Source organism: Eikenella sp. NML03-A-027, assembly GCF_001648395.1.
GTDB classification, from domain to species: domain Bacteria; phylum Pseudomonadota; class Gammaproteobacteria; order Burkholderiales; family Neisseriaceae; genus Eikenella; species Eikenella exigua.
On record NZ_LXSM01000016.1, the window covers coordinates 100,722 to 121,325 of the forward strand.

Annotated in this window: 17 protein-coding genes; 13 read left to right on the plus strand and 4 right to left on the minus strand. The window is 53.0% G+C overall.

Annotated elements, in window-relative coordinates:
• Positions 1–67 precede the first annotated feature (67 nt).
• A complete protein-coding gene (cytX, locus tag A7P96_RS05960; RefSeq protein WP_067525539.1) occupies positions 68–1,279 on the plus strand; it encodes a putative hydroxymethylpyrimidine transporter CytX in 1,212 nt (403 codons plus the stop codon).
• 134 nt (positions 1,280–1,413) lie between these two features.
• On the opposite strand, the gene A7P96_RS05965 is transcribed toward cytX, so the two are convergent.
• Positions 1,414–2,631: an aromatic amino acid transporter gene (locus A7P96_RS05965; protein ID WP_067525541.1), complete on the minus strand. Its 1,218-nt coding sequence runs from the start codon at positions 2,629–2,631 to the stop codon at positions 1,414–1,416.
• 583 nt (positions 2,632–3,214) lie between these two features.
• Complete coding sequence (locus A7P96_RS05970; RefSeq protein ID WP_067525543.1) at positions 3,215–5,581, minus strand: penicillin-binding protein 1A; 2,367 nt, start codon at positions 5,579–5,581, stop codon at positions 3,215–3,217.
• 131 nt (positions 5,582–5,712) lie between these two features.
• Between A7P96_RS05970 and pilM the strand changes: the two genes are divergently transcribed.
• The 7 genes from pilM to aroB are packed head-to-tail and all read left to right on the plus strand — an operon-like array spanning position 5,713 to position 12,503.
• Positions 5,713–6,813, plus strand: a complete 1,101-nt coding sequence (gene pilM, locus A7P96_RS05975; protein WP_067438439.1) for a type IV pilus biogenesis protein PilM — start codon at positions 5,713–5,715, stop codon at positions 6,811–6,813.
• Between the two features lies 1 nt (position 6,814).
• Positions 6,815–7,504 (plus strand): PilN domain-containing protein, encoded by a 690-nt coding sequence (locus A7P96_RS05980; protein ID WP_067525545.1) that lies wholly within the window; start codon positions 6,815–6,817, stop codon positions 7,502–7,504.
• Between the two features lie 15 nt (positions 7,505–7,519).
• Positions 7,520–8,134: a type 4a pilus biogenesis protein PilO gene (locus tag A7P96_RS05985; RefSeq protein ID WP_067525547.1), complete on the plus strand. Its 615-nt coding sequence runs from the start codon at positions 7,520–7,522 to the stop codon at positions 8,132–8,134.
• A 30-nt stretch (positions 8,135–8,164) separates the two neighbouring features.
• Positions 8,165–8,704: a pilus assembly protein PilP gene (locus A7P96_RS05990; RefSeq protein WP_067446180.1), complete on the plus strand. Its 540-nt coding sequence runs from the start codon at positions 8,165–8,167 to the stop codon at positions 8,702–8,704.
• Positions 8,705–8,725: 21 nt separating this feature from the next.
• Entirely contained in the window at positions 8,726–10,849 is a 2,124-nt protein-coding gene (gene pilQ / locus A7P96_RS05995) for a type IV pilus secretin family protein (protein ID WP_197476455.1), read from the plus strand.
• A 29-nt stretch (positions 10,850–10,878) separates the two neighbouring features.
• Complete coding sequence (locus A7P96_RS06000) at positions 10,879–11,427, plus strand: shikimate kinase (RefSeq protein ID WP_067525549.1); 549 nt, start codon at positions 10,879–10,881, stop codon at positions 11,425–11,427.
• The gene (gene aroB, locus A7P96_RS06005) at positions 11,427–12,503 is read left to right on the plus strand and encodes a 3-dehydroquinate synthase (protein WP_067525551.1); all 1,077 of its coding nucleotides are present in this window, start codon (positions 11,427–11,429) and stop codon (positions 12,501–12,503) included. The genes A7P96_RS06000 and aroB overlap by 1 nt, the downstream gene beginning before the upstream one ends.
• A gap of 184 nt (positions 12,504–12,687) precedes the next feature.
• On the opposite strand, the gene A7P96_RS06010 is transcribed toward aroB, so the two are convergent.
• Both A7P96_RS06010 and amgK read right to left on the minus strand, forming a co-directional pair.
• Positions 12,688–13,497 (minus strand): CPBP family intramembrane glutamic endopeptidase, encoded by an 810-nt coding sequence (locus tag A7P96_RS06010; protein ID WP_067525553.1) that lies wholly within the window; start codon positions 13,495–13,497, stop codon positions 12,688–12,690.
• A 187-nt stretch (positions 13,498–13,684) separates the two neighbouring features.
• A complete protein-coding gene (gene amgK / locus A7P96_RS06015; protein WP_067525555.1) occupies positions 13,685–14,689 on the minus strand; it encodes an N-acetylmuramate/N-acetylglucosamine kinase AmgK in 1,005 nt (334 codons plus the stop codon).
• Between the two features lie 63 nt (positions 14,690–14,752).
• Here amgK and A7P96_RS06020 point away from each other — a divergent pair, with 63 nt between their 5' ends.
• From A7P96_RS06020 to scpB, 5 genes are all read left to right on the plus strand, one after another.
• Positions 14,753–17,062: an LPS-assembly protein LptD gene (locus A7P96_RS06020; RefSeq protein WP_067525557.1), complete on the plus strand. Its 2,310-nt coding sequence runs from the start codon at positions 14,753–14,755 to the stop codon at positions 17,060–17,062.
• Complete coding sequence (locus A7P96_RS06025) at positions 17,059–18,012, plus strand: peptidylprolyl isomerase (protein WP_067525559.1); 954 nt, start codon at positions 17,059–17,061, stop codon at positions 18,010–18,012. The genes A7P96_RS06020 and A7P96_RS06025 overlap by 4 nt, the downstream gene beginning before the upstream one ends.
• Before the next feature lie 192 nt (positions 18,013–18,204).
• Positions 18,205–19,260, plus strand: a complete 1,056-nt coding sequence (gene alr, locus A7P96_RS06030) for an alanine racemase (protein ID WP_067525561.1) — start codon at positions 18,205–18,207, stop codon at positions 19,258–19,260.
• Between the two features lie 157 nt (positions 19,261–19,417).
• The gene (locus A7P96_RS06035) at positions 19,418–19,801 is read left to right on the plus strand and encodes a hypothetical protein (RefSeq protein ID WP_067525563.1); all 384 of its coding nucleotides are present in this window, start codon (positions 19,418–19,420) and stop codon (positions 19,799–19,801) included.
• A 93-nt stretch (positions 19,802–19,894) separates the two neighbouring features.
• The gene (gene scpB / locus A7P96_RS06040; protein WP_067525565.1) at positions 19,895–20,488 is read left to right on the plus strand and encodes an SMC-Scp complex subunit ScpB; all 594 of its coding nucleotides are present in this window, start codon (positions 19,895–19,897) and stop codon (positions 20,486–20,488) included.
• The last annotated feature ends 116 nt before the right edge of the window (positions 20,489–20,604 follow it).

A 20,604-nucleotide genomic window follows, 5' to 3' on the forward strand; every position in this document is an offset into this window, starting at 1 on the left:
TTTTGTGCGCATTTGATATGCGGCTCGGTGGAGTAGTTTTTCACAATATAATAGAGGAAACAATTTGATGGAACAGCAGGCAGATAAACTTTCGATTACCGCTTCGGCGGTGATTTGGTTTGGGGCGGCGGTGTCGGTGGCGGAAATCCTCACCGGTATGCTGTTTGCGCCGTTGGGTTGGCGCATGGGCCTTTTGGCAGTGGCTATTGGCCATGTGATCGGCGGGGTGCTGTTTTATCTGGCCGGCCTGATTGGGGCGCAAACGGGGCGCAGTGCGATGGAAACGGTACAGCTTTCCTTCGGCCGTTGCGGCTCGCTACTGTTTTCGGCGGCCAACGTGGTGCAGCTGGTGGGCTGGACGGCGATTATGATTTTCACCGGGGCGCAGGCTGCGGCGGCGCTCACGGCGGGCTGGAGCGGCGCGCAGATAGGGTGGAGCGTGATTATCGGCGCGCTGATTTTGCTGTGGCTGCGTATTGGGATGCGGAATTTCAGCAAAATCAATTTTGTGTCGATGAGCACGCTATTTGCTCTCACGTTGTGGCTGAGTGTTCAGGTAGCATCCGGCGAGCCGGCGGTAGCCGGGCAAGCAGATGCGGAGGCGATGAGTTTCGGCCTGGCGGTGGAGCTGGCGGCGGTGATGCCGCTGTCGTGGCTGCCGCTAGTATCGGACTACACCCGCTGCGTAGACAAGGCTCGGGCGGCCACGCTTTCGGCTACGCTGGCTTATTTCTGCACCAGCTCGTGGATGTATGCCATCGGGCTGGCGGCGGCACTGTTTGCCGGCCAAAGCGAAATCGCGCCGATGCTGCAATATGCCGGGCTGGGCGCCGCTGGGATTTTGGTGGTGGTGTTGTCCACGGTGAGCACGACGTTTTTGGATGCGTATTCGGCCGGGGTGAGCTTTCACAGCATCAGCAGCCGCTTTGGTGAAGTGGCGGTGGCAGCGGCGGTTACGCTGCTGGGCACGCTGCTGGCGCTGGTGTTTGATGTGAGCCGCTTTGAAGGATTTCTGTATTTTATCGGCTCGGTGTTTGCGCCGATGATTGCGGTGCAGATTGCGGATTATTTTGTGCTGAAACGCAGGCCGGCTTCAGGAGAAGCGGATTGGGTGAGCCTGGCCTTGTGGCTGGCGGGTTTTGTGTTCTACCGCCTGATGCTGCAATGGCAGCCGCCGCTGGGCACCACGCTGCCGGTGATTGCGGCCACGTTTGCGCTGACGCTGCTGGTGCGTAAGTTGCTGCCAGCATCGGACGGGGCGGTAGTGCATGAAAGTTGAGTAGAACCAAGAGCAAAAGGCTACCTGAAAAATTTCCGGTAGCCTTTCGTTTTGTTGTAGATGGAGGAAAGTCTGTTCCCCACTATTTTTCAGGTAGCCGCTATCCGAAGGCTACCTGAAATTTTTGGCGGGTATCAGCCATTAAATACGGGCAGGATATTGGCACGGCTGAGGATTTGAGCGGCTACGTTGGCTAGCCCGAAGAAGAACACCCAAGCCATCAGCCATTTCCCGCCGTACACGCGGTAGCCTTTGCCTTCGCCGAATTTTTTGCGGCAGGCGTAGAGCAGCAGGGCGGGCACGAATGCTGTCCACACGGTGGCGGCAAAGCCGACGTAGCTGATGGCGAGCACGAAGCCGGTGGGGAACAGCAGGCAGGCAACGAGTGGAGGCAGGAAGGTAAGGGCGGCGGCTTTGCTGCGGCCGGCGCGGCTGGTGCCGAAGCCGAACAGGTCGGTGAGGTAGTCGAGCAGGCCGAGGGTTACGCCGAGGAAGGAGGAGGCGATGGCCATGTAGGAAAACAGGGAGAGCACGCGCACCAGCCCGCTGCCGGCCACTTGGGCGAGGGCGGCGAGCAGGGCGGCCACGTTGTCTTGCGCGGCAATCACGGGGCCGAACTGGCTGCGCGGCAGGTTGCCTTGCACGGCGAACTGCCAGAGGGCGTAGATCACCAGCGCCACCAAAGTGCCGAGCCAGAGCGAGCGGGCCACTTTTTTAGCGTCGCCCCGGAAGTAGTCGAACAGGCCGGACACGTTGCCGTGGAAGCCGAAGGAGGCGAGGCAGACGGGCAGGGCAGTGCCGAGATAGATCCAGTAGCTGCCGTTTCCGCTGCCGGCGGTATCGAATAATACGGCGGGCTGGGCGGAAAGGAGCAGGCCGCCGTTGGCCCAGAGGAAGGTCATAATCATGCCGCCGATGAGGATGGTGGTGCCGCGGTCTACCCAAAAGGTGGACCACCATACGCAACCGGCGAAGATGAGGGCAAACACGATCTGCCCCACCCATAGCGGCGCTTGGAGGGCTTGGGCGGTGAGGTTGCCACCGGTGAAGATGTAGGCATAGGTGAGCAGATAGAGCACAAAGGCCACGGAGAGACCAGTGATGATGCTCCAGCCGCGGCCGAGCAGGTCTTTAACGATGGTGTCGAAGTTGGCGCTGGGCGGGTAGTGGGTGGTGGCTTCGAGAATCATCAGGCCGCTAGAGAGCATGGAAAACCAGGTGTAGAGCAGCACGATGAGTGAGCCGACAAACCAGATGCCGGCAGTGGCGGTGGGGTTGGCGAGCATACCGGCACCGATTACAGTGCCGGCGATAATCATAGCGCCGCCGAGTACGGAGGGTTTTTGATTCATGGTGATGTGGGTATGGAGTGGGTTTCGGTATGGTTAAAGCACTGAATTGCTTCCTACGGCGTTGGCTTGCCTTGCTGTCTGTGGCTCACCGCCATGTAGGAACAAATCATTGCTTCTGCCACACCCTGGGGCAGGAAAATGAAACGGCCGCCCAAATCTGCAGCGGCCGGAGGCGGAATTATACAGGGCAGAGGCTTGGCTTGACTATATGATTTGCGATTTTTGTGAACCTGGTTTTTGGCATATTCTCACGTTATTGCTTATTTAATGGCGTTTAGTTTCTAATATGCAGTTTTGTTGTCATGTTGTTGCTTGGATGTTGTCTGGCAGGCAGATCATACTGTTTGAGCCAGAGGCTACCTGAAATAAATTGTTAGCTTCACGGGAACGGGTAAAGCTCGTTGGAACTTTGTCGAAGCCTTATGTTTTCAGGTAGCCTGTGGCGTAGAACAAGTAACTTGCTGCTCACGTGGCAACTGTATTGGCTGTGTAATGCTGCATATGTTTCAACTAGAGAAAAAGGCTACCTGAAAATACCGGATAGGGTTTCAGGTAGCCTTTTCAATCAGGCAGAGCGATTGGTTTAGAACAGGGCGTCAATCTCTGGCGAGGGTGCTGCGCCACCACCGCCGTTTTGCGGCTGTACCGGCTCTACCGCGGTTTCTTCCGGGATCACCGGATCGCCGCCTGCGGCTTGGATATCTTCGGCATCAGGAGTGGCGCCACGGTTGTCGATAGCCAGGCGCGGGCTGGTGCTCTGCTGCTCTTGCAGGAAGTATTCGCCGCCATTGCGGACAATCTTCGCGGGCATCGGCATGCCTTTTTGCGGTACTCCTTTGAGTGCGTAGCGCATGTATTCCACCCATACGGGCAGGGCGATTGTGCCGCCAAAGCCGGCGCGACCCATGCTGCGCGGTTTGTCGAAACCGATATACACCACGCCCACCAAGTCGGGATTGAAACCGGCAAACCAGGCGTCTTTGTTCTCGTTGGTGGTACCGGTTTTACCGGCAATATCGCGTCGACCCAGTGCGTTGGCGCGGGCACCGGTGCCTCGGCGCACCACGTCTTGCATGATGGTATACATGATGTAGGCGTTGCGCGGATCGATAACCTGCGGCGCGCTTTCGCCGGCCACCAAAGGTTTCATCTGGGCACGCAGACGGCCTTGGTTATTTTCAATACGGTCAATCACATAGGGCGATACTTTATAGCCGCCGTTGGCAAATACGGCATAGGCCTGCGCCATTTGCAGCGGGGTAGCCACGCCACTACCCAAGGCCATAGACAGCGAATCGGGAACCTGGCGGGCATTGAAGCCGAAACGCTGTACGTATTGATGCACTTCGTGCACACCGAGTGCCATCACGATGCGGATAGAAACCATATTTTTAGACGCAGTAAGCGCCTGGCGTAGGGTGATGAAGCCAGAGTAGCGGCCATCAGAGTTTTTCGGACGCCACGGACGACCGCCGCTACCCATGCCGGGCAATTCGATCGGGGCATCATTGATGGTGGTGGCGGCAGTCATCCCTTTGGCCAAAGCAGCGGAGTACACAAAGGGCTTGAAGGTAGACCCGGGCTGGCGCTCGGCCTGAGTGGCACGGTTGAAGCTCTTACTATGGAAGTCGAAACCGCCCACCAAGGCGCGGATAGCGCCAGTTTTGCTGTCTAATGCCACAAATGCGCCTTGCAGCTCGGGCATTTGGCTGATTTGCCAGCCGCGATCGAGTTTGCGCACGCGGATAACCGCACCGGGGCGGATGGCATTGTCTTTACCGTTGTTGATAGTACGCGCTACATAATTGAGTGCGTTGCCGCTGATTTTGATGCGGTTGCCGCCTTGTGTGTAGGCTTCTATCGAAGAGCGGCTGGCCTGCAACACCACGGCCGGTTGTAGGCCGTCTACGGTGTAAACCGTATCTAGATATTGATCTAAGTTTTCATCTAAGGCATCAGCTTCTATCGTTTTTAAATCGATAAAGGCTTCTGCACCACGATAAGCACCCAGCCCGAAGCCTTTCAGGGCACGGCGCAGGGCTAGGGTGGCTACTCTTTGGCTTTCGGAGCTAACGGTGGTGTATACACGGAAGCCTTGTGTGTAGGCATCCTCACCATATCGGTCGTACATTTCTTGGCGAACCATTTCGGCTACATATAGAGAGTTTTGGTCAATCTCTACTTGTTGGCGCCGGTAATGCAGCTCTTCGGCCAGCGCTTGATCGCGTTCTGCTTGCGTAATCATCTTTTCTTCAACCATGTTGTTGAGAATATAACGCTGGCGTAAACGGGCACGCTCGGGGTTCACAATCGGGTTAAAAGAAGAGGGCGCTTTAGGCAGGCCGGCCAGGATGGTGGCTTCGGCCAAAGTCAGCTCTTTTACCGGTTTGTTGAAGTAGATCTGCGAAGCGGCAGCAAAGCCGTAGGCACGCTGGCCCAAGTAGATTTGATTGAAATACAGCTCCAAAATCTGTTGTTTGCTCAAGGATTGCTCGATTTTGTAGGCCAACAGTGCCTCGTTGAATTTACGGCGGTAGCTGCGCTCGTTGGTGAGATAAAAGTTGCGGGCTACCTGTTGGGTAATGGTACTGGCACCGGATTGCACACCCCCGGCACGGAAGTTGCTGATCAGGGCACGAGCTACGCCGGTAACGTCTACCCCCCAGTGTTGGTAGAAGCGTTTGTCTTCTGCTGCGATAACAGCATTTACCAACATCGGCGGGAATTCGTCAATTTTAGTAAACGCACGGCGCTCTTCGCCATACATACCGATGAGCTTGCCATCTGATGAATAAATAGTTAGCGGCATCCTGGGTTGATAATTTGTTATTATCTCTAAGCTGGGTAGTTTTGGGTAGGTTGCTAAAACTGCAATAGCCAGCAATCCGATACCGAACAAGGCTAGCCCCAATAATAATCCAAAGACAGTTTTAAATATTTTTCTAAACATAGTTACAAATTTTTCTATCAATAAGTACTTTGATTAAAGTAAACTATACCTTAATTTATGCAAGAAAACGCAAAACCTGATATAAATTTACCTGTGACCGTTCAATTGGTCTTTCAAAGGGAGACTTAAAGATGCGAATATTAAAAAAACCAAGAAAATCAAAACAAAAGACTAAAATATCTTTTGGCAGCAAAGGCTGCTTGGGCGTGGATATTACGCCAACCGCCATTAATATGGTACATCTTGTTGGCAGCGTTCCGGGTAATCTTCGGTTGGAAAATTACACCATCCAGCCCCTACCTAAAGGCGTTATTATAAACGGCAACATCGAAGATCATGACCAACTCGTGTCATATTTACAACAAGCTTACCAACAGCTCGGTAGTGGGTGCAAGAATGTAACAGCAGCCTTGCCGCAAGCTCTAACCAACATACAAACGATTACTTATGATGTTCGTAGTTCTGATTTGCCGATAGATGAGTTCGTTGAACTGGAAGCCAGCCAAACCATCGGCTCCGATAATCTGAGCTATGATTTCCAAGTTACTGCTGAATTGCAAAACGGTAATGTGCAGGAAATCGTGATGGCCGCCGCCAAGCGCGACGATGTGGATTTGCGCACAGACTTGTTCTCGGATGCTGATATTCCATTGACACAAATGGATGTGGATACTTTCGCTGTTGTAAATGCTTTCTCTGTTTGGATCGATCAATTCGCTCCCGATTTGGAACATCAAAAACTGGCTATCTTCCATGTAGATGAAGATCAGACCAAAGCTTTGATCCTCCAAAATGGCAATCTTGTTTATAAACAAGAAACCAATTTTGGTAACAAGCAGCTGACCCACAATATCCAGCGCCAATATAAATTGAGCGAGGATGATGCGTGGAGTATGCGTTTCAAAAGCAATAAGCCCGCAGATTTCCAAGGCGCAGTAGCTGATCACTTTAATAGTCAGCTTACTCAGGAAATCCAAAGGGTTCTGCAATTCTATTACACCACGGTTAGCAGTGATTACCAAGATAGCATTAAGCACATCTTGATTTCTGGATGTCCGTTTATGCAGCCTTTCGGTCTTGCAAAAAGCGTGTACGCTCAAACAAATATCTCTACTCAGCAAGTGGAGCCTATTGCTAGCACACGAGGCAGCAAACAAACCGAAACTTCGAAATTTAATTTGGAATCCGGGCAACTAACCGTTGCATTTGGATTGGCTGTAAGAGGATTGTAAAATGATTCCATTGATTCAACTGAATATGCTCCCTTATCGTGAGGAGCAGGATAAGCAGAAAAAAGCTCAGTTTACCAGACTGATGGTATTTTCCAGTTTGATAGGAGTTGGTTTGTTGGTGTTTACCTATGTATCGCTTAGTGGCTTGATTTTGAACCAAGAGTCCCGCAATCAGCAGTTAACTGCTGGTATCGAGCAACTAGATATTCAAATCAAGGAAGTAGAAACCTTGGAAGCTGAGAAACGTGACTTCTTGGCTCGGAAAGCCAAAGTAGAAGAACTGGAAAATAAACGTTTTGAAGCGGCTAGGATGATTGATTCTCTGAATACTGTTGCACCTGAAGGTGTTTACCTTACAGGGATTAAGGCAAAAGATGTCAGTACTTATACCCTGTCGGGCAAAGCTACCAGCGATAGCAAAATTGCCGATCTCATGCGTGTGATCCCGAGTACCAATGTATTTGGTCAGCCCTCATTAGATCGCATCAATAAAGTAGAATCAGTGCAAGAATTTGAATTGACCGTAGCAGTTTCTGCTTCTGCACCGATGAATGGCGACTATGCGAATGTTGCTCCTGTTGTGATGCCGTCAGAGTCTGCTTCTGCTGCCAGCGACGTTTCCGCATCAATACCTAATACACCTGTAGCGCCTGCGTCATCTGCTACAGCCACTTCCTCCCCTGCGAATTAATGGAAGGATGAAATCATGGCACAAAAAATTGACCTTAACACCCTATATAAACAGAACAAGCTGGTTCAGCTTGGGGCTGGTATTGTTATTGTTGTTCTTCTTTTAGTTGCAGGCTACTTTGTTTTGTTTAAAGAGCAGTGGGAAGAGTTTGAAGCCTTGCAGCAGAAAGAAGAGCAGTTGAAGCAGGACTATCAGAGTAAAGCTGATCAAGCGGCTAATCTGCCGGTTTTGAAAGATGAACTGGAAAAAATCCGAACTGCATTTAATGTGTTGCTGAAGCAGCTGCCAACTGATGCAGAAATTCCGAACCTGATTCAGGAGCTGCATCAAGCTGGGGCCAAAAACAGTATGCGGATGAATAGTGTGAAGCCTCTACCCCCGGTGGATCTTGATAACGTACAACAATTGCCTTATGAAATTTCCATTTCGGGAAATTATGATCAAATTGCACAATTTATACGTGATGTGGGTCGTCTGTCCCGTATCGTAACTTTGGATAAGATCAATCTTGCTCCTGCAGATGCAAAAGATAGTAATGGCGTACTCACTTTGACTGCTAATGCTAATACCTATAAGGCGTTGGCGCAGAGTGAGGTGGCTGCTGCATCAGCTGCATCCCAAGCTGAATGATAAGAATGGTTCTTTATAAAGGATTTTATAATGAAGAAAAATATACTAAGGTTCTTAGCTATTATTTTTTTGCTGACGGCCTGTTCTTTGGCAGAGGGTGATTTGCAGCAGTGGATGGATAACGCCCGGGCTGAAGCAAAAAATAAAGTTCGTCAACCTCAGATACCAACTATTTCAAAGTCGCCTGAGTATATCGATCCTGTTATTAATGGTTTGAATATATTTGATTCAAAGCGGCTTCGTGTGAATCAGCAATCAGGTATTAATGCTCCAAACCCCGATAGGCCAAAAGAGATTTTGGAGAACTTTAGTTTGGAAAGCTTGCGTTATGTGGGCTCTATTAAGCGGGGTGGGCAGGTTTCTGCCTTTGTTGAAGCCGGTGGGCATACCTATACCGTACATGTTGGCAATTATCTCGGTCAAAACTACGGACAAATTACAGCTATTACGCCGGATAAGCTGATTTTATCGGAGGTAACTGAAGACAGCTATGGTGCATGGCAACGTCGAACAGCGGAGTTGGAACTGAACACAACTCCAGATGCTTCTAATCAATCAAAACCTAATTAAACTTATCAAGGGATTTACGCTATGAAAATCAAAAAACTGCAATATCTAACTGCTTTAGGTATGGGCTTGGCCATGCAAGGCGTACTAGCTGGTAATATTACAGATATTAATGTCTCTGCTTTGCCAAATAATCAAAAAGTTATCAAAATCCATTTCGATCGGGATGTGTTGAAGCCTAGTGGTTTCATTACTACTACGCCTGCTCGTATTGCTTTGGATTTCCAAAATACCGGTGCTAATCTTAGCCAACCGGTACTTCAATATAATGACTCCTTACTCAGCCAAATCGCAGTTGCTCAAGACGGCAATAAGACCCGTGTTTTGCTCAACTTAAACAGACCAGGGCAATACAATGCTGAAATCAAAGGTAACGAAGTTTGGATTTATCTGAACGAGTCTGGTCAAGCATCTTCTGCAGCTGCCAGAACTACTGCACCCAACAACCAGATTCAGCAAGAGTCTCTGGGTGTAACTGAGAGTAAGCCTGCCGCAGGACAAACTGCTCTTGGCAGCAATACTGCAAACGTAGCAGTTGATTTTCACAAAGGTGCAAATAATTCAGGTGTGATTGAAATTAATACTGCCGGCTATCGTGGCACTCCTGAAATCAAACAGCGTTCAAATAACCTGGTTATTTTACTGAAAAATAACCAATTGCCGATTGCTGCTCAGCGCAATTTGGATGTGACCGATTTCAGCACACCGGTTCGGACTATCAGTTTGCGCCGTTTAGGTAACGATACTGAGATTACCATTAAAAATCAAGGCGGCTGGGAGCATAAAACCAGCCAGTCTGCTGGTCGGTATACTATTACCGTTTCTCCCAAATCTATAGTGGCCGAAGATGGTATCAACCGTAATCGCAACCGTAACTTTACCGGCAAACGTGTTTCTTTAGATTTCCAAGACGTAGATGTGCGTACCATTCTGCAAATTTTAGCTAAAGAATCCAATATGAACATTGTGGCTAGTGACAGTGTTTCTGGCAAGATGACCTTGTCATTAAAAGATGTGCCTTGGGATCAGGCTTTGGACTTGGTAATGCAATCACGCGGGCTAGAGTCACGTCGTAACGGTAATATTATCCGTGTTGCTCCTGCTGATGAATTTCGAGAAATTGATCTTAAAGCTTTGGAAGGTGCTAAACGTATCGAAGAGCTTGGTCCGCTGGTGTCTCGTACATTTCAGTTGAAGTATAAAGATGTTAATGAATTCCGCAAAATTTTGAATATTAATGAGAATGGTGGATCCAATAACAGTAATAACAGTAACTCTTTATTGAGCAGTCGTGGTTCTGCTGTTATTGATCCAGCTACTAATACTTTGATTATTAAAGATAATCAAAACGTTATTAAAGAGTTTGAGCGATTAATTGAACAGTTGGATGTTCCTGCCCGTCAAGTGATGATTGAGGCTCGTATTGTTGAAGCTAAAGATGGCTTCTCCCGTGCATTGGGTGTGAAATTTGGTTATGATCGTAAATTCGGTTCAACCCGAGTAGGTAGTGGTTTGGGTGGGGGCTCCAGCACCACCGGTAACATCTTTAACCTTGCTCCGAACGTGAATCTGCCGGCAGCATCTGCGACTTCTTCGCTGACCATTGTTCGTGCCCTGTCTTCCGGTGCACTTGGTTTGGAGTTGACTGCCATGCAGGAGCAAAACCGTGGCAAGATTATTTCTAGTCCGCGCGTGCTGACTCAAGACCGTAAAGAAGCAACCATTAAAGCTGGTCGGGAAATTCCTTACCAAGAAGCTTCTTCCAGTGGTGCTACCAGTACCAGCTTCAAAGAAGCTGTATTGGGCTTGACCGTTACTCCGCAAATCACGCCTGATGGCAATGTGATTATGGATATCAAGCTGAATAAGGACTCTGTGGATCAGGGTTGTAGCGTATTAGGCACTCCGTGTATCAGCACCAAAGAGCTGACTACCCGTGCCATGGTAGAAGATGGTGGCACTATTATCTTGGGTGGTATCTATGAGGAAGACAACTCCAATACTCAGTATAAAGTACCGTTGTTGGGTGATATTCCGCTCGTTGGCCCCTTGTTCCGTGGTACTAAGCGCAACAATGAGAAAAACGAATTACTGATCTTCATCACCCCGAGAATCATGGGCAGTGAAGGTAACGTTCTGCGCTACTAAGCCACACTTCACCGATTGATTCGGTTACAATGCCTGCCATGGATACCATGGCAGGCAATATTTTTTTCATCGGATTGATGGGTGCGGGTAAGACCACGCATGGGAAGCAGTTGGCAGCGTTGCTGCAACGCGATTTTATCGATAGCGACCAACTGATTTGCCAACGCACTGGCGTTTCTATCCCCACTATTTTCGAGCTGGAAGGGGATAGTGGTTTTCGTAAGCGCGAAGCTGCCATTATTAACGAACTTACCCGCCGCCATCCCATCATCCTTGCCACAGGTGGTGGAGCTGTCTTGTCTCCCGACAATCGCCGTTGTCTGCATACGCGCGGCACAGTGATCTATTTGCACGCCACCCCAGAAATTCTATACCGGCGCATCCAATACGACAAAAACCGCCCCCTGTTGCAGGTAGCCGACCCACTCGACAAGCTGCAAACATCCTACCAACAGCGCGACCCGCTCTACCGCGAAACCGCCCACCTTATTTTCAATATTCCGCCGCAACACTCCTGCCCGCGAATCACCAAGCAACTGTTGCAGCTGATTCAACAACATAGCCAAGAAAACCGATGATGCAAACTCTGCACGTCCATACCCCCGGCCACAGCTACCCCATCCACATCGGCTTTCGCCTGCTTGATAATCTGGCCGAACACATCCGCCCACACATTAGCAGCAAAGCCGCCATCATCAGCAACCAGACCGTTGCCCCGCTCTACCTTGCTCCTGTTGAAGCCGCCTGCCGACAACTCGGCATTAGCACCTGTAGCATCATCCTGCCCGACGGCGAACAATACAAAAATAACGAATCCCTCCAGCAAATCTACACTGGATTGTTGCAGCACCATGCCGACCGCCGTACCACCATCCTCGCTCTCGGCGGCGGCGTAATCGGCGACCTTGCAGGCTTTGCTGCCGCTACCTACCAGCGCGGCATCCCCTTCATTCAAATTCCCACCACCCTGCTCAGCCAAGTCGATTCATCCGTGGGTGGGAAAACCGGTATCAACCATTCCCTCGGCAAAAACATGATCGGCGCGTTTTACCAGCCCCAAGCCGTCATTGCCGATATTGCCACCCTACAAACCCTTCCTCCGCGCGAATTTTCCGGTGGCTTGGCCGAAGTCATCAAATACGCCCTGCTCAGAGACATTGATTTTCTCGCCCGACTCGAACAAACCATGCCCAGCATTATGCAGCCAGAGCAAACCGCTCTCGCTGATACCATCCGCCACTGCTGCCAAATGAAGGCGCATATCGTTGAGCAGGACGAAAAAGAACAGGGCATCCGAGCCCTGCTCAACCTCGGCCACACCTTTGGCCATGCCATCGAAACCCAAATGGGCTATGGCAACTGGTTGCATGGCGAAGCTGTGGCTGCCGGCATGGTGCTTGCTGCGCGACTTTCCGAGCATAAAGGCTACCTGAAAACCGCCGACACCGAACGCATCATCCGCCTGCTGCAAGCCGCACGATTGCCCGTTGCACCGCCGGAGTTTGCGATTGATACCTGGCTTGCCCACATGCAGCATGACAAAAAAAATCAAGCCGGCCAAATCCGTCTTGTTATTCTCAAACAGCTCGGCCAAGCTGCAGTGGAAGCTGGCTTCAGCCGTGAAGACATGGCAGCCTTGCTGCAAAGCATCTAATTGCCCATTGCAAGCGGGTTGGCTAATTTATCAAGTTGGTACAGCAATACAGGCCGATGCCATATCGGGAATAAAAATCTTAGTTTTGCAGAAACTCGCCTTTTTGTGGAAATCTTACTTTCAGGTAGCCTCTCATACAGCAGGCTACCTGAAAATTATTTTGGCTGTTGGGCATGGTTTAAGTTTAAGGTTTGCTGAAAAATAAGGCTTTGTCTTTGGTAATAATCCAGAGGATCAATATAAGCAGCAAACCAGTTTGGATGATTTTGCTATCGGGATGAGTGGCAAAAATTTCGTTGCCGAGGTTGGCAGATAGGTGGAACAACACAGCAATCAGGATACTGCGGCCGCTTTTCAGATACAGCCAGTTGGAAAGCAACACGAATACAATCATGCTGAACACAAAATTGGCGGTATATAGCGCGCCTTCAGCTACTACTTGGCTATGGTAGTAGCCTTGAATAAAGGCCAGCGGCAGATGCCACAGCGCCCAATATACGGTAAAGATCATGGAGGCGGCGAACATACTGAATCGGCTCAATAGCGCATCGGTGCCATAGCTGTGCCAGGCCAGCTCTTCAATGATGGCAGCAGAAATGAGGAGGAACCACGGCGAGACCATAGCTGAGCTAAATGAGGGGTTGCCGGAGAGGTGGAATTGCGCCATGCTGTGGCCAAACAGCAAGGAGATAAATTGTGCCAATATCAAAGTAAACGGCAGGAGCAGAAGGGTGCACAGCAGATAGCGTTTGGGAAAACCGCCCAGCTTCAGCAGCCGGTTGGCAGCATCGGCACGCAAGCTGGGGTTGCTTCGCAGCAGCCATAATGCCAGCAACATTGGCGATACCAGCCCGGCTATGCCTAAGCCGATTTGTACATATAGCATGGCCTTCGAAGGCTGATGATGGCTAATATAGGCGGCGGTGAACCACAATAGCCAGGGAATGAGCAGGGAAAGGGAGAAGAAGGTGAGGGGGCGGTAGGTTTGTCGCATGATAGTTTGGTATTTGCTATGCTGGAAAAGTTTTCAGGTAGCCTGTCTCAGAACAAAAGGCTACCTGAAAAACAAAATAGCGGCTTGAAAAATCGTCTGCTTGCCGTTACCCGTTTCAGGTAGCCCTCTGCTTGGTTTGGGGCTACCTGAAAGCGTAAGCTTCAACGAAGTTAAAACCGTTCGCCGTTTAAAGCGTGTAGCCAGTTTGCAGCTCTTCGTCGCCCACCAGCTCGAGCAAGAGTGCGTAGAGTGGGGCGAGTTCGCGGTAGCGGCGGGCGGTGCGGCGCAGGTAGTTGAGGAAGCGGGGGATTTCGGGGCGGTATTTGCCTTTGCCGTCGCGGTGCCACAGGCGGGCGAAAATGCCGGCCACTTTCAAGTGCCGCTGCACACCCATCCATTCGAAATCGCGGTAGAAACTGTCGAAATCGGCGGATACGGGCAGGCCGGCGGCGCGGGCTTTTTCCCAGTAGCGCACAGCCAGGTCGATCACAAACTCTTCTTCCCATTCGATAAATGCGTCGCGCAGGAGAGAAACCAGGTCGTAAGTAATCGGGCCGTAGAGCGCGTCTTGGAAATCCAGCACGCCGGGGCGGCCCGGGGTGAGCATCAGGTTGCGTACGATGAAATCGCGATGCACATACACTTGCGGCTGGGCGGTAAGCACGGGCAGGAGGGCGTTGAGCGTTTGCTGCCACAGCTGTTGCTGTTTGAAGTTCAGGCTTTTGCCCAGCTCTTTGGCCATAAACCAATCGGGGAACAGCTGCATTTCCCGGCGCATCACGGCTTCGTCGTATTCGGGCAGTACGCCGGGGCGGCTGGATTTTTGCAGTTCGATCAGCGTGTCGAGCGCATCCAAAAGCAGGGTGCGTTGCACTTCTGGGCGGGTGTCGTGTTCCAGTGCGGCCAAGTAGGGCACTTTGCCGAAGTCTTCCAAGGCGGCGAAACCGTGTTCGATATCGTGGTGGAACACTTGCGGCACATGCACGGCGGCAAAAATCTCGCGCACGCGCAAATAGGGTTTGATGCTCATTTTGTCGGGCGGTGCGTCCATGCAGATCACGCTCTCGCCGTTTTCGAATACGGCGCGGAAATAGCGGCGGAAATCGGCATCCGCTGCGGCGAAGGAAAGGATGAAATCCTGCTGCGGATAACGTTTTTGCAGCCAGTTTTGCAATTCTTTTTCTCGTTCCATAATGTTTTTCGGGTTAAAATATGCGCCATTTTAAACCCGCTGTAAAAAAATTGGGGTGATTCTTTGTCTTGCTTTTTCCGATTGAGCCCGATGGCGGCCGCCGTGTTGGCCGGTTTGAGCCTGCCGGCCATGCTGCAGGCCGAGCCGTTGTCGCTGGCGGCAGAGGGAGGGGCAGCCTGCCACAGGCTGGATGCGCCCAAACAGATGATTGCGCCGGTGAAAACCAGCGGCGAAGGTGCATTGGCCGAAGGTGTTACCCGCGTGAATGCCGACCGTGTTATCGGCCAGAGCGATGTGCGCGTGCGTGCTGAGGGCGATGTGGTGGTGGAGCGCGGCAACCAGGTGCTCAACGCGCAATGGATTGACTATAATCAGCCGCAAGATACCGTGCATGCCGGTGGCCGCTTCATTTTGGAGCAGGGCGGTGGGCACGTGAGTGGCGAAAATCTGCGTTATAAGATGGACACCCGCCAGGGTGAGGCCACCAATGCCCGCTTCGAAGTCGAAAGCAGCAGCGGCCGCCGCCTGCAGGGCACCAGCCGAACTCTGCGCATAGATGGCGAAAACCGCTACCACTTGGAAAACGGCCGCTTCAACACCTGCGACTCGGGCGATGAGAGTTGGTATATCCGTGCTAAAAACATTGAAGCGGACTACGAACGCAATATTGGCATGGCACGCAATGCTTCGCTGGTGGTGGGTGGTGTGCCGCTGTTTTATACGCCGTGGATTGATTTTCCGCTCAACGGCAACCGTAAAAGCGGCTTTTTAGTACCTACCTTCAAAGCTGGCTCCAACGGTGCGGAAATCACCGTTCCCTATTATTTCAACCTTGCTCCGAACTACGACTTCACGCTTACGCCCAAACTCTATAGCCGGCGTGGCCTGCAGCTGGCCGGCCAGTTCCGCTATCTGCGGCCTAAATACCAGGGAGATATAAGTTTGGCCGTACTGCCCAAAGACCAGCTTAGCCGGCACGCCACCCGTAGCAAAATCGATTGGAACCACCAACATCAATTCAGCCGCACCCTCAGCGGCGGTGTGGATTTCCACCAAGTATCCGATGACGATTACTACCGCGATTTCTACAACCGTACTGATATCGCCACCAATGTTAATCTCAACCGCCAGTTGTGGCTGCGCCACCAAACCGAATTGTGGACTGGCCGCTTCGACAGCTACGCCACTGTGCAGAAATACCAAACTCTGGCCAATGCCGACGGCTACAAAGGCGACCAACCCTATGCACTGTTGCCGCGCCTAAGCAGCCAGTGGCAGAAGCGTTTCGGCATCGCCAACTTCCAAATGTTCGGTCAATACAGCAACTTCCGCCACGATAGTAAACAGGAAGGCAGCCGTTTGGTGCTCAATCCCAGTGTGAGTGCGGAATTTAACCGCAGCTGGGGCTATATCCGTCCTAAGCTCGGCCTGCACGCCACTTATTACAGCCTTGACAGCCACAACGGCGTACAGGCACACAATTTCAGCCGCATACTGCCTACCTTCAGCGTGGAGAGCGGTATGGTGTTCGAGCGGCCGGCCAGCTGGCAGGGGCGAGATTATGTGCAAACCTTAGAGCCGCGCCTGTTCTACACCTACATCCCCGCCAAGCAGCAAAACGACATTCCGTTGTTCGATACTGCCGAAAATAGCTTCACCTACAGCCAGCTGTTTCGCGAAAACCGCTTCTCTGGCCACGACCGCATCAATGCCGCCAACTTCCTCACCATGGCAGTGCAAACCCGCCTGTATGATGCCCGAAACGGCGCAGAACGCTTCTCCGCCGGTCTCGGCCAGCGCCTGTATTTCACTCGCGACGATGTGCTGCTCGACGGCAGCCGCGTGCAGCGGCGCAGCGGCCATTCCGATTTGCTGGCCTTCGCCGACGGTCGGGTAACCGACAATATCTGGCTGAACAGCGAAGTGCACTACGACACCAGCCAAAATGCCGCGGCCAAATATCATTTCGGCCTGCGCTACAGCCCAGAGCCCGGCAAAACCGTGGGCGCGCGCTACCAATACCGCCGCCACGGCGAAATTTACGACGACGTATACGGCAAAGTACGCCGGGCAGACGTGTATTTCCAATGGCCGGTGAACCGCAACCTGTACCTGGTCGGCCGCCACAGCTATTCCTTCAGCGAGCATAAGCCAGTGGAACACCTTTTGGGCATGGAATACATCAGCGGCTGCGGCTGCTGGAGCTTGAGTGCCGTCGGTCAGCATTATGTAAACGGTGTGAACTCCAGCAAAAACGCCTTCTTCCTCCAGCTGCGCCTGCGTGATTTAAGCAGCTTGGGCAACAATCCTTTCGAGCAACTCCGCCAGTCGATTCCTGGCTACACTAACATTGATGAGGTAATGCGTAAATGAAAATGAAAACTTTGGTTTTGGTGCTGGGCATGAGCTTGGCTTTTCAGGTAGCCTTGGCCAACACCGTGCGGTCGGTAGACAACATCGTGGCCGTGGTGGAGAACGAAGTCATCACCCAGCGTGAGCTCGATCAGGCCGTGGCCCACACCCGCAGTCAAATGCCGCGCGGTACGCAAGTATCCGAGCAGGAATTGCAGCGGCAAACCCTGATGCAGCTGGTGAACCAATCACTTTTGGTGCAGGCCGGCCGACGCAACAATATTCAAGTGCCGGATGCTGAAGTGGAAGCCGAAATTGCCCGTATCGCCGCTTCCCGCCGCCAAAGCGTGGCTCAGTTTGAAGCTGCCCAAGCCCGCTTTGGCATCGACAAAACTGCCTTGCGCCGCCAAGTGCGCGATAGTATGCTCGCCCAACGTGTGCAACAGGGGCAAACTGCTGGTGAGGTCAAAGTGAGTGAAGACGAAATCAATGCCGCTATCGCCCGCGCCCGTGCCCAAGGCATTACCCTGCCGCAGGCCGCACCCAAAACCCAATACCATGCCCAGCATATTTTGATTGCCAGCCAAGGCGAGCGTGCTCAGCGGCTGGCGCAACGCCTGGCGCAAAATGCCCAACGCGGCGCCGATTTTTCCGCCCTGGCTCGCCAGTATTCGCAAGACGGCAGTGCTGCCAATGGCGGTGATTTGGGCTGGCTCTCCGAAGGCGAAACCGTGCCCGAGTTTGAACGTGCCATGCGCGGCTTGAAGCCTGGTCAGGTGAGCGCACCGGTACACACCCAGTTCGGTTGGCACGTGATCCGCCTAGTGGAAGCGCGCACGCCGAACACGCCCGATGCCCGCATCCGCGCCGGCGTGCACGATGCCATCGCTGCCCAGAAAACCCAAGCCGCCATGCAGGGCCTGCTCCAGCAGCTGCATCAAAACAGCTTTATTTCCATTCGGATGCAGTAGGCAGATTGGCCGCATGGGATGATTGGCCTATCCTCTGCGGCCAATTTACAGGCTACCTGAAAGTTTCAGGTAGCCTCATGCTCGGCCAATTTGCTGTTGCAGGCCATCAATGCCGTATTTATTTTTCAGGTAGCCTTTAAAGGCTACCTGAAACCCATACCAACCCTAACCGATAGAGAATAGAGATCCGACATGCGCCCGCTCACCGCCACCATCCGCCTCAGCCACCTGCGCCACAACTACCAACTGCTCAAACGCCTGCACGGCAATAAGATGCTCGCCGTGGTGAAAGCCGATGCCTACGGCCACGGCGCCGTGCGCTGCGCCCGTGCACTGGCCGCTTTGGCCGACGGTTTCGCCGTGGCCACGCTGGATGAGGGCATCGAACTGCGCGAAGCCGGCATCAGCGCGCCCATCGTGATGCTCGAAGGCGTGTTTGAGCCCGCCGAATACGCTGCGGTAGATGAATATCGCCTGTGGCCGGGCGTACAAAACCAATGGCAGCTCGAAAGCCTGCTGGCACACCGCTGGCGCGAGCCGGTAACCGTTTGGCTGAAAATGGATTCCGGCATGCACCGCGTGGGCTTCTTCCCGCAAAACTTCGCCCCCGCCCACCAAGCCCTGCGCCAAAGCCCGCAGGTGGCGCATATTGTGAACATGACCCACTTCGCCCGCGCCGACGAGCCGGAACAATCGATGACCGCCGCCCAGCTGGCCGCCTTCGACACCGCCGTGGCCGGCCTTTCCGGCGCACAGAGTCTCGCCAACTCCGCCGCCATCATCACCCACCCCGCCGCCCGCCGCGACTGGGGGCGCGCCGGCATCGCCCTCTACGGCATCGACCCCTTCCCCGGCGCCTGCCCCGAACTCAAACCCGTGATGCGCCTCACCAGCCGCATCTTTGCCGAACGCACCCTCCAGCCCGGCGAGCCCGTCGGCTACGGCGCATCCTTCATAACCGAACGCTCCACCCGCATCGGCATTGCTGCCTGCGGTTATGCCGACGGCTACCCCCGCACCGCACAAAACGGCTGCCTGCTCACCGTAAACGGCCAACCCAGCCGCCTCATCGGCCGCGTGAGCATGGATATGCTTGCCGTCGAGCTTGACCATCATCAAGGCGTGGGCAGCGAAGTGGAGTTGTGGGGCGACGCCGTTTCTGTAGCCACCGTGGCCCAATCTGCTGGGACGATTTCCTACGAGCTGCTGTGCCACATCAAACGGGCCAACTATGTGTATCAAGAGTAATCAATAAGTTGAAGGCTACCTGAAAAAAGCTTCAACAGCGTTTCTGCGAAGTTTCAACGCAGTTAAAACAGTTGTGCATTTTCAGGTAGCCTTTGGCCTGTTATTTGAGGCTGTATAAAGCCATCATTCATCGACAATACTACCCATGACAATACCCATGAAAAAACTTCTCCCCTTCCTGCTCTTCGCCCCCTTGTGCGCCCAAGCCCAACCGCTTGGTACAGGTACATACAAATACGTTGAATGGGGCGTCCACGGCGGTGCCGACATCCGAAAAATGCTAGTGATCGAGGTGTTGCCCAGCAGCCAGTACTGCCTGCTTTCCATCATGGATTACAAAGAAGACAGCGCCGCGGGCAGGTGGCAGCGCAGCGGCAACAGCATTCGTCTCGGCAACGGCCTGCGCCTGCAGCAGAGAAACGGCCAAGTGTATGCCGGCCAACAAGCTGTGCAATACGAACCCTATGCCAGCAAAGACAGAGAAGACTACGCCGCCGGGGTTTGTAAGGAAATAGAAGCCAATAGCACGCCGTCTCGGTAAAGTCGTTCCGCTGCTTGGAGGCTACCTGAAAAAGCAGCCCGGCATTCATCCCCGACGTTTTACCAAACCCGCCCAACACACATCAAACCACCCATGCCGCAAACCCTTTCCCCCGAAAGCCTGATCGAAGCCGCGTTGCTCACCCAGCCCGAGCCGTTGCCCGAACGCCGCCTGCGCGCCCTGTGCGAGCCGCCGCTTTCTGCCGATAAGCTCGAAGACGTGCTCGAAGCCCTACAACAACGCTGGCAGGGCAGGGCACTGCAATTGGTGCATACCCACGAGGGCTGGCGGTTTCAGGTAGCCTCTGCCGCCTTCGAGCGGCTTGGCAGCCTGGAAGAGCAGCGTACACCGCGATATTCCCGCGCCGTGATGGAAACTTTGGCCATCATCGCCTACCGCCAGCCGGTAACGCGCGGCGACATCGAAGCCATCCGTGGCGTGGCGGTGTCGCAAAACGTGATGCAAACCCTGCAAGAACGTGGCTGGATAGAAAGTGTGGGCAAGCGCGACACCATCGGCCGCCCCAGCCTGTGGGCCACCACCAAAACCTTCCTCACTGATTTGCAAATCGACACCCTCGAATCCCTGCCGCCCCTGGCTGAACTGGGTGAGTTGGTGTTGCCTGAGTTGGGTATTCATGGTGCAACGGCAGAAGAAGAGATGGTGGAAGAAGAGGACGTGGAATAGAGCATTCGAGCGCGCCCCATATTTTCAGGTAGCCTGATGAAGGCTACCTGAAAAGTATCCGCTCCAGTACAATCCCGCCATCTTTCTGCTCAGCACAAGCCCACGTTTTAGCTTCG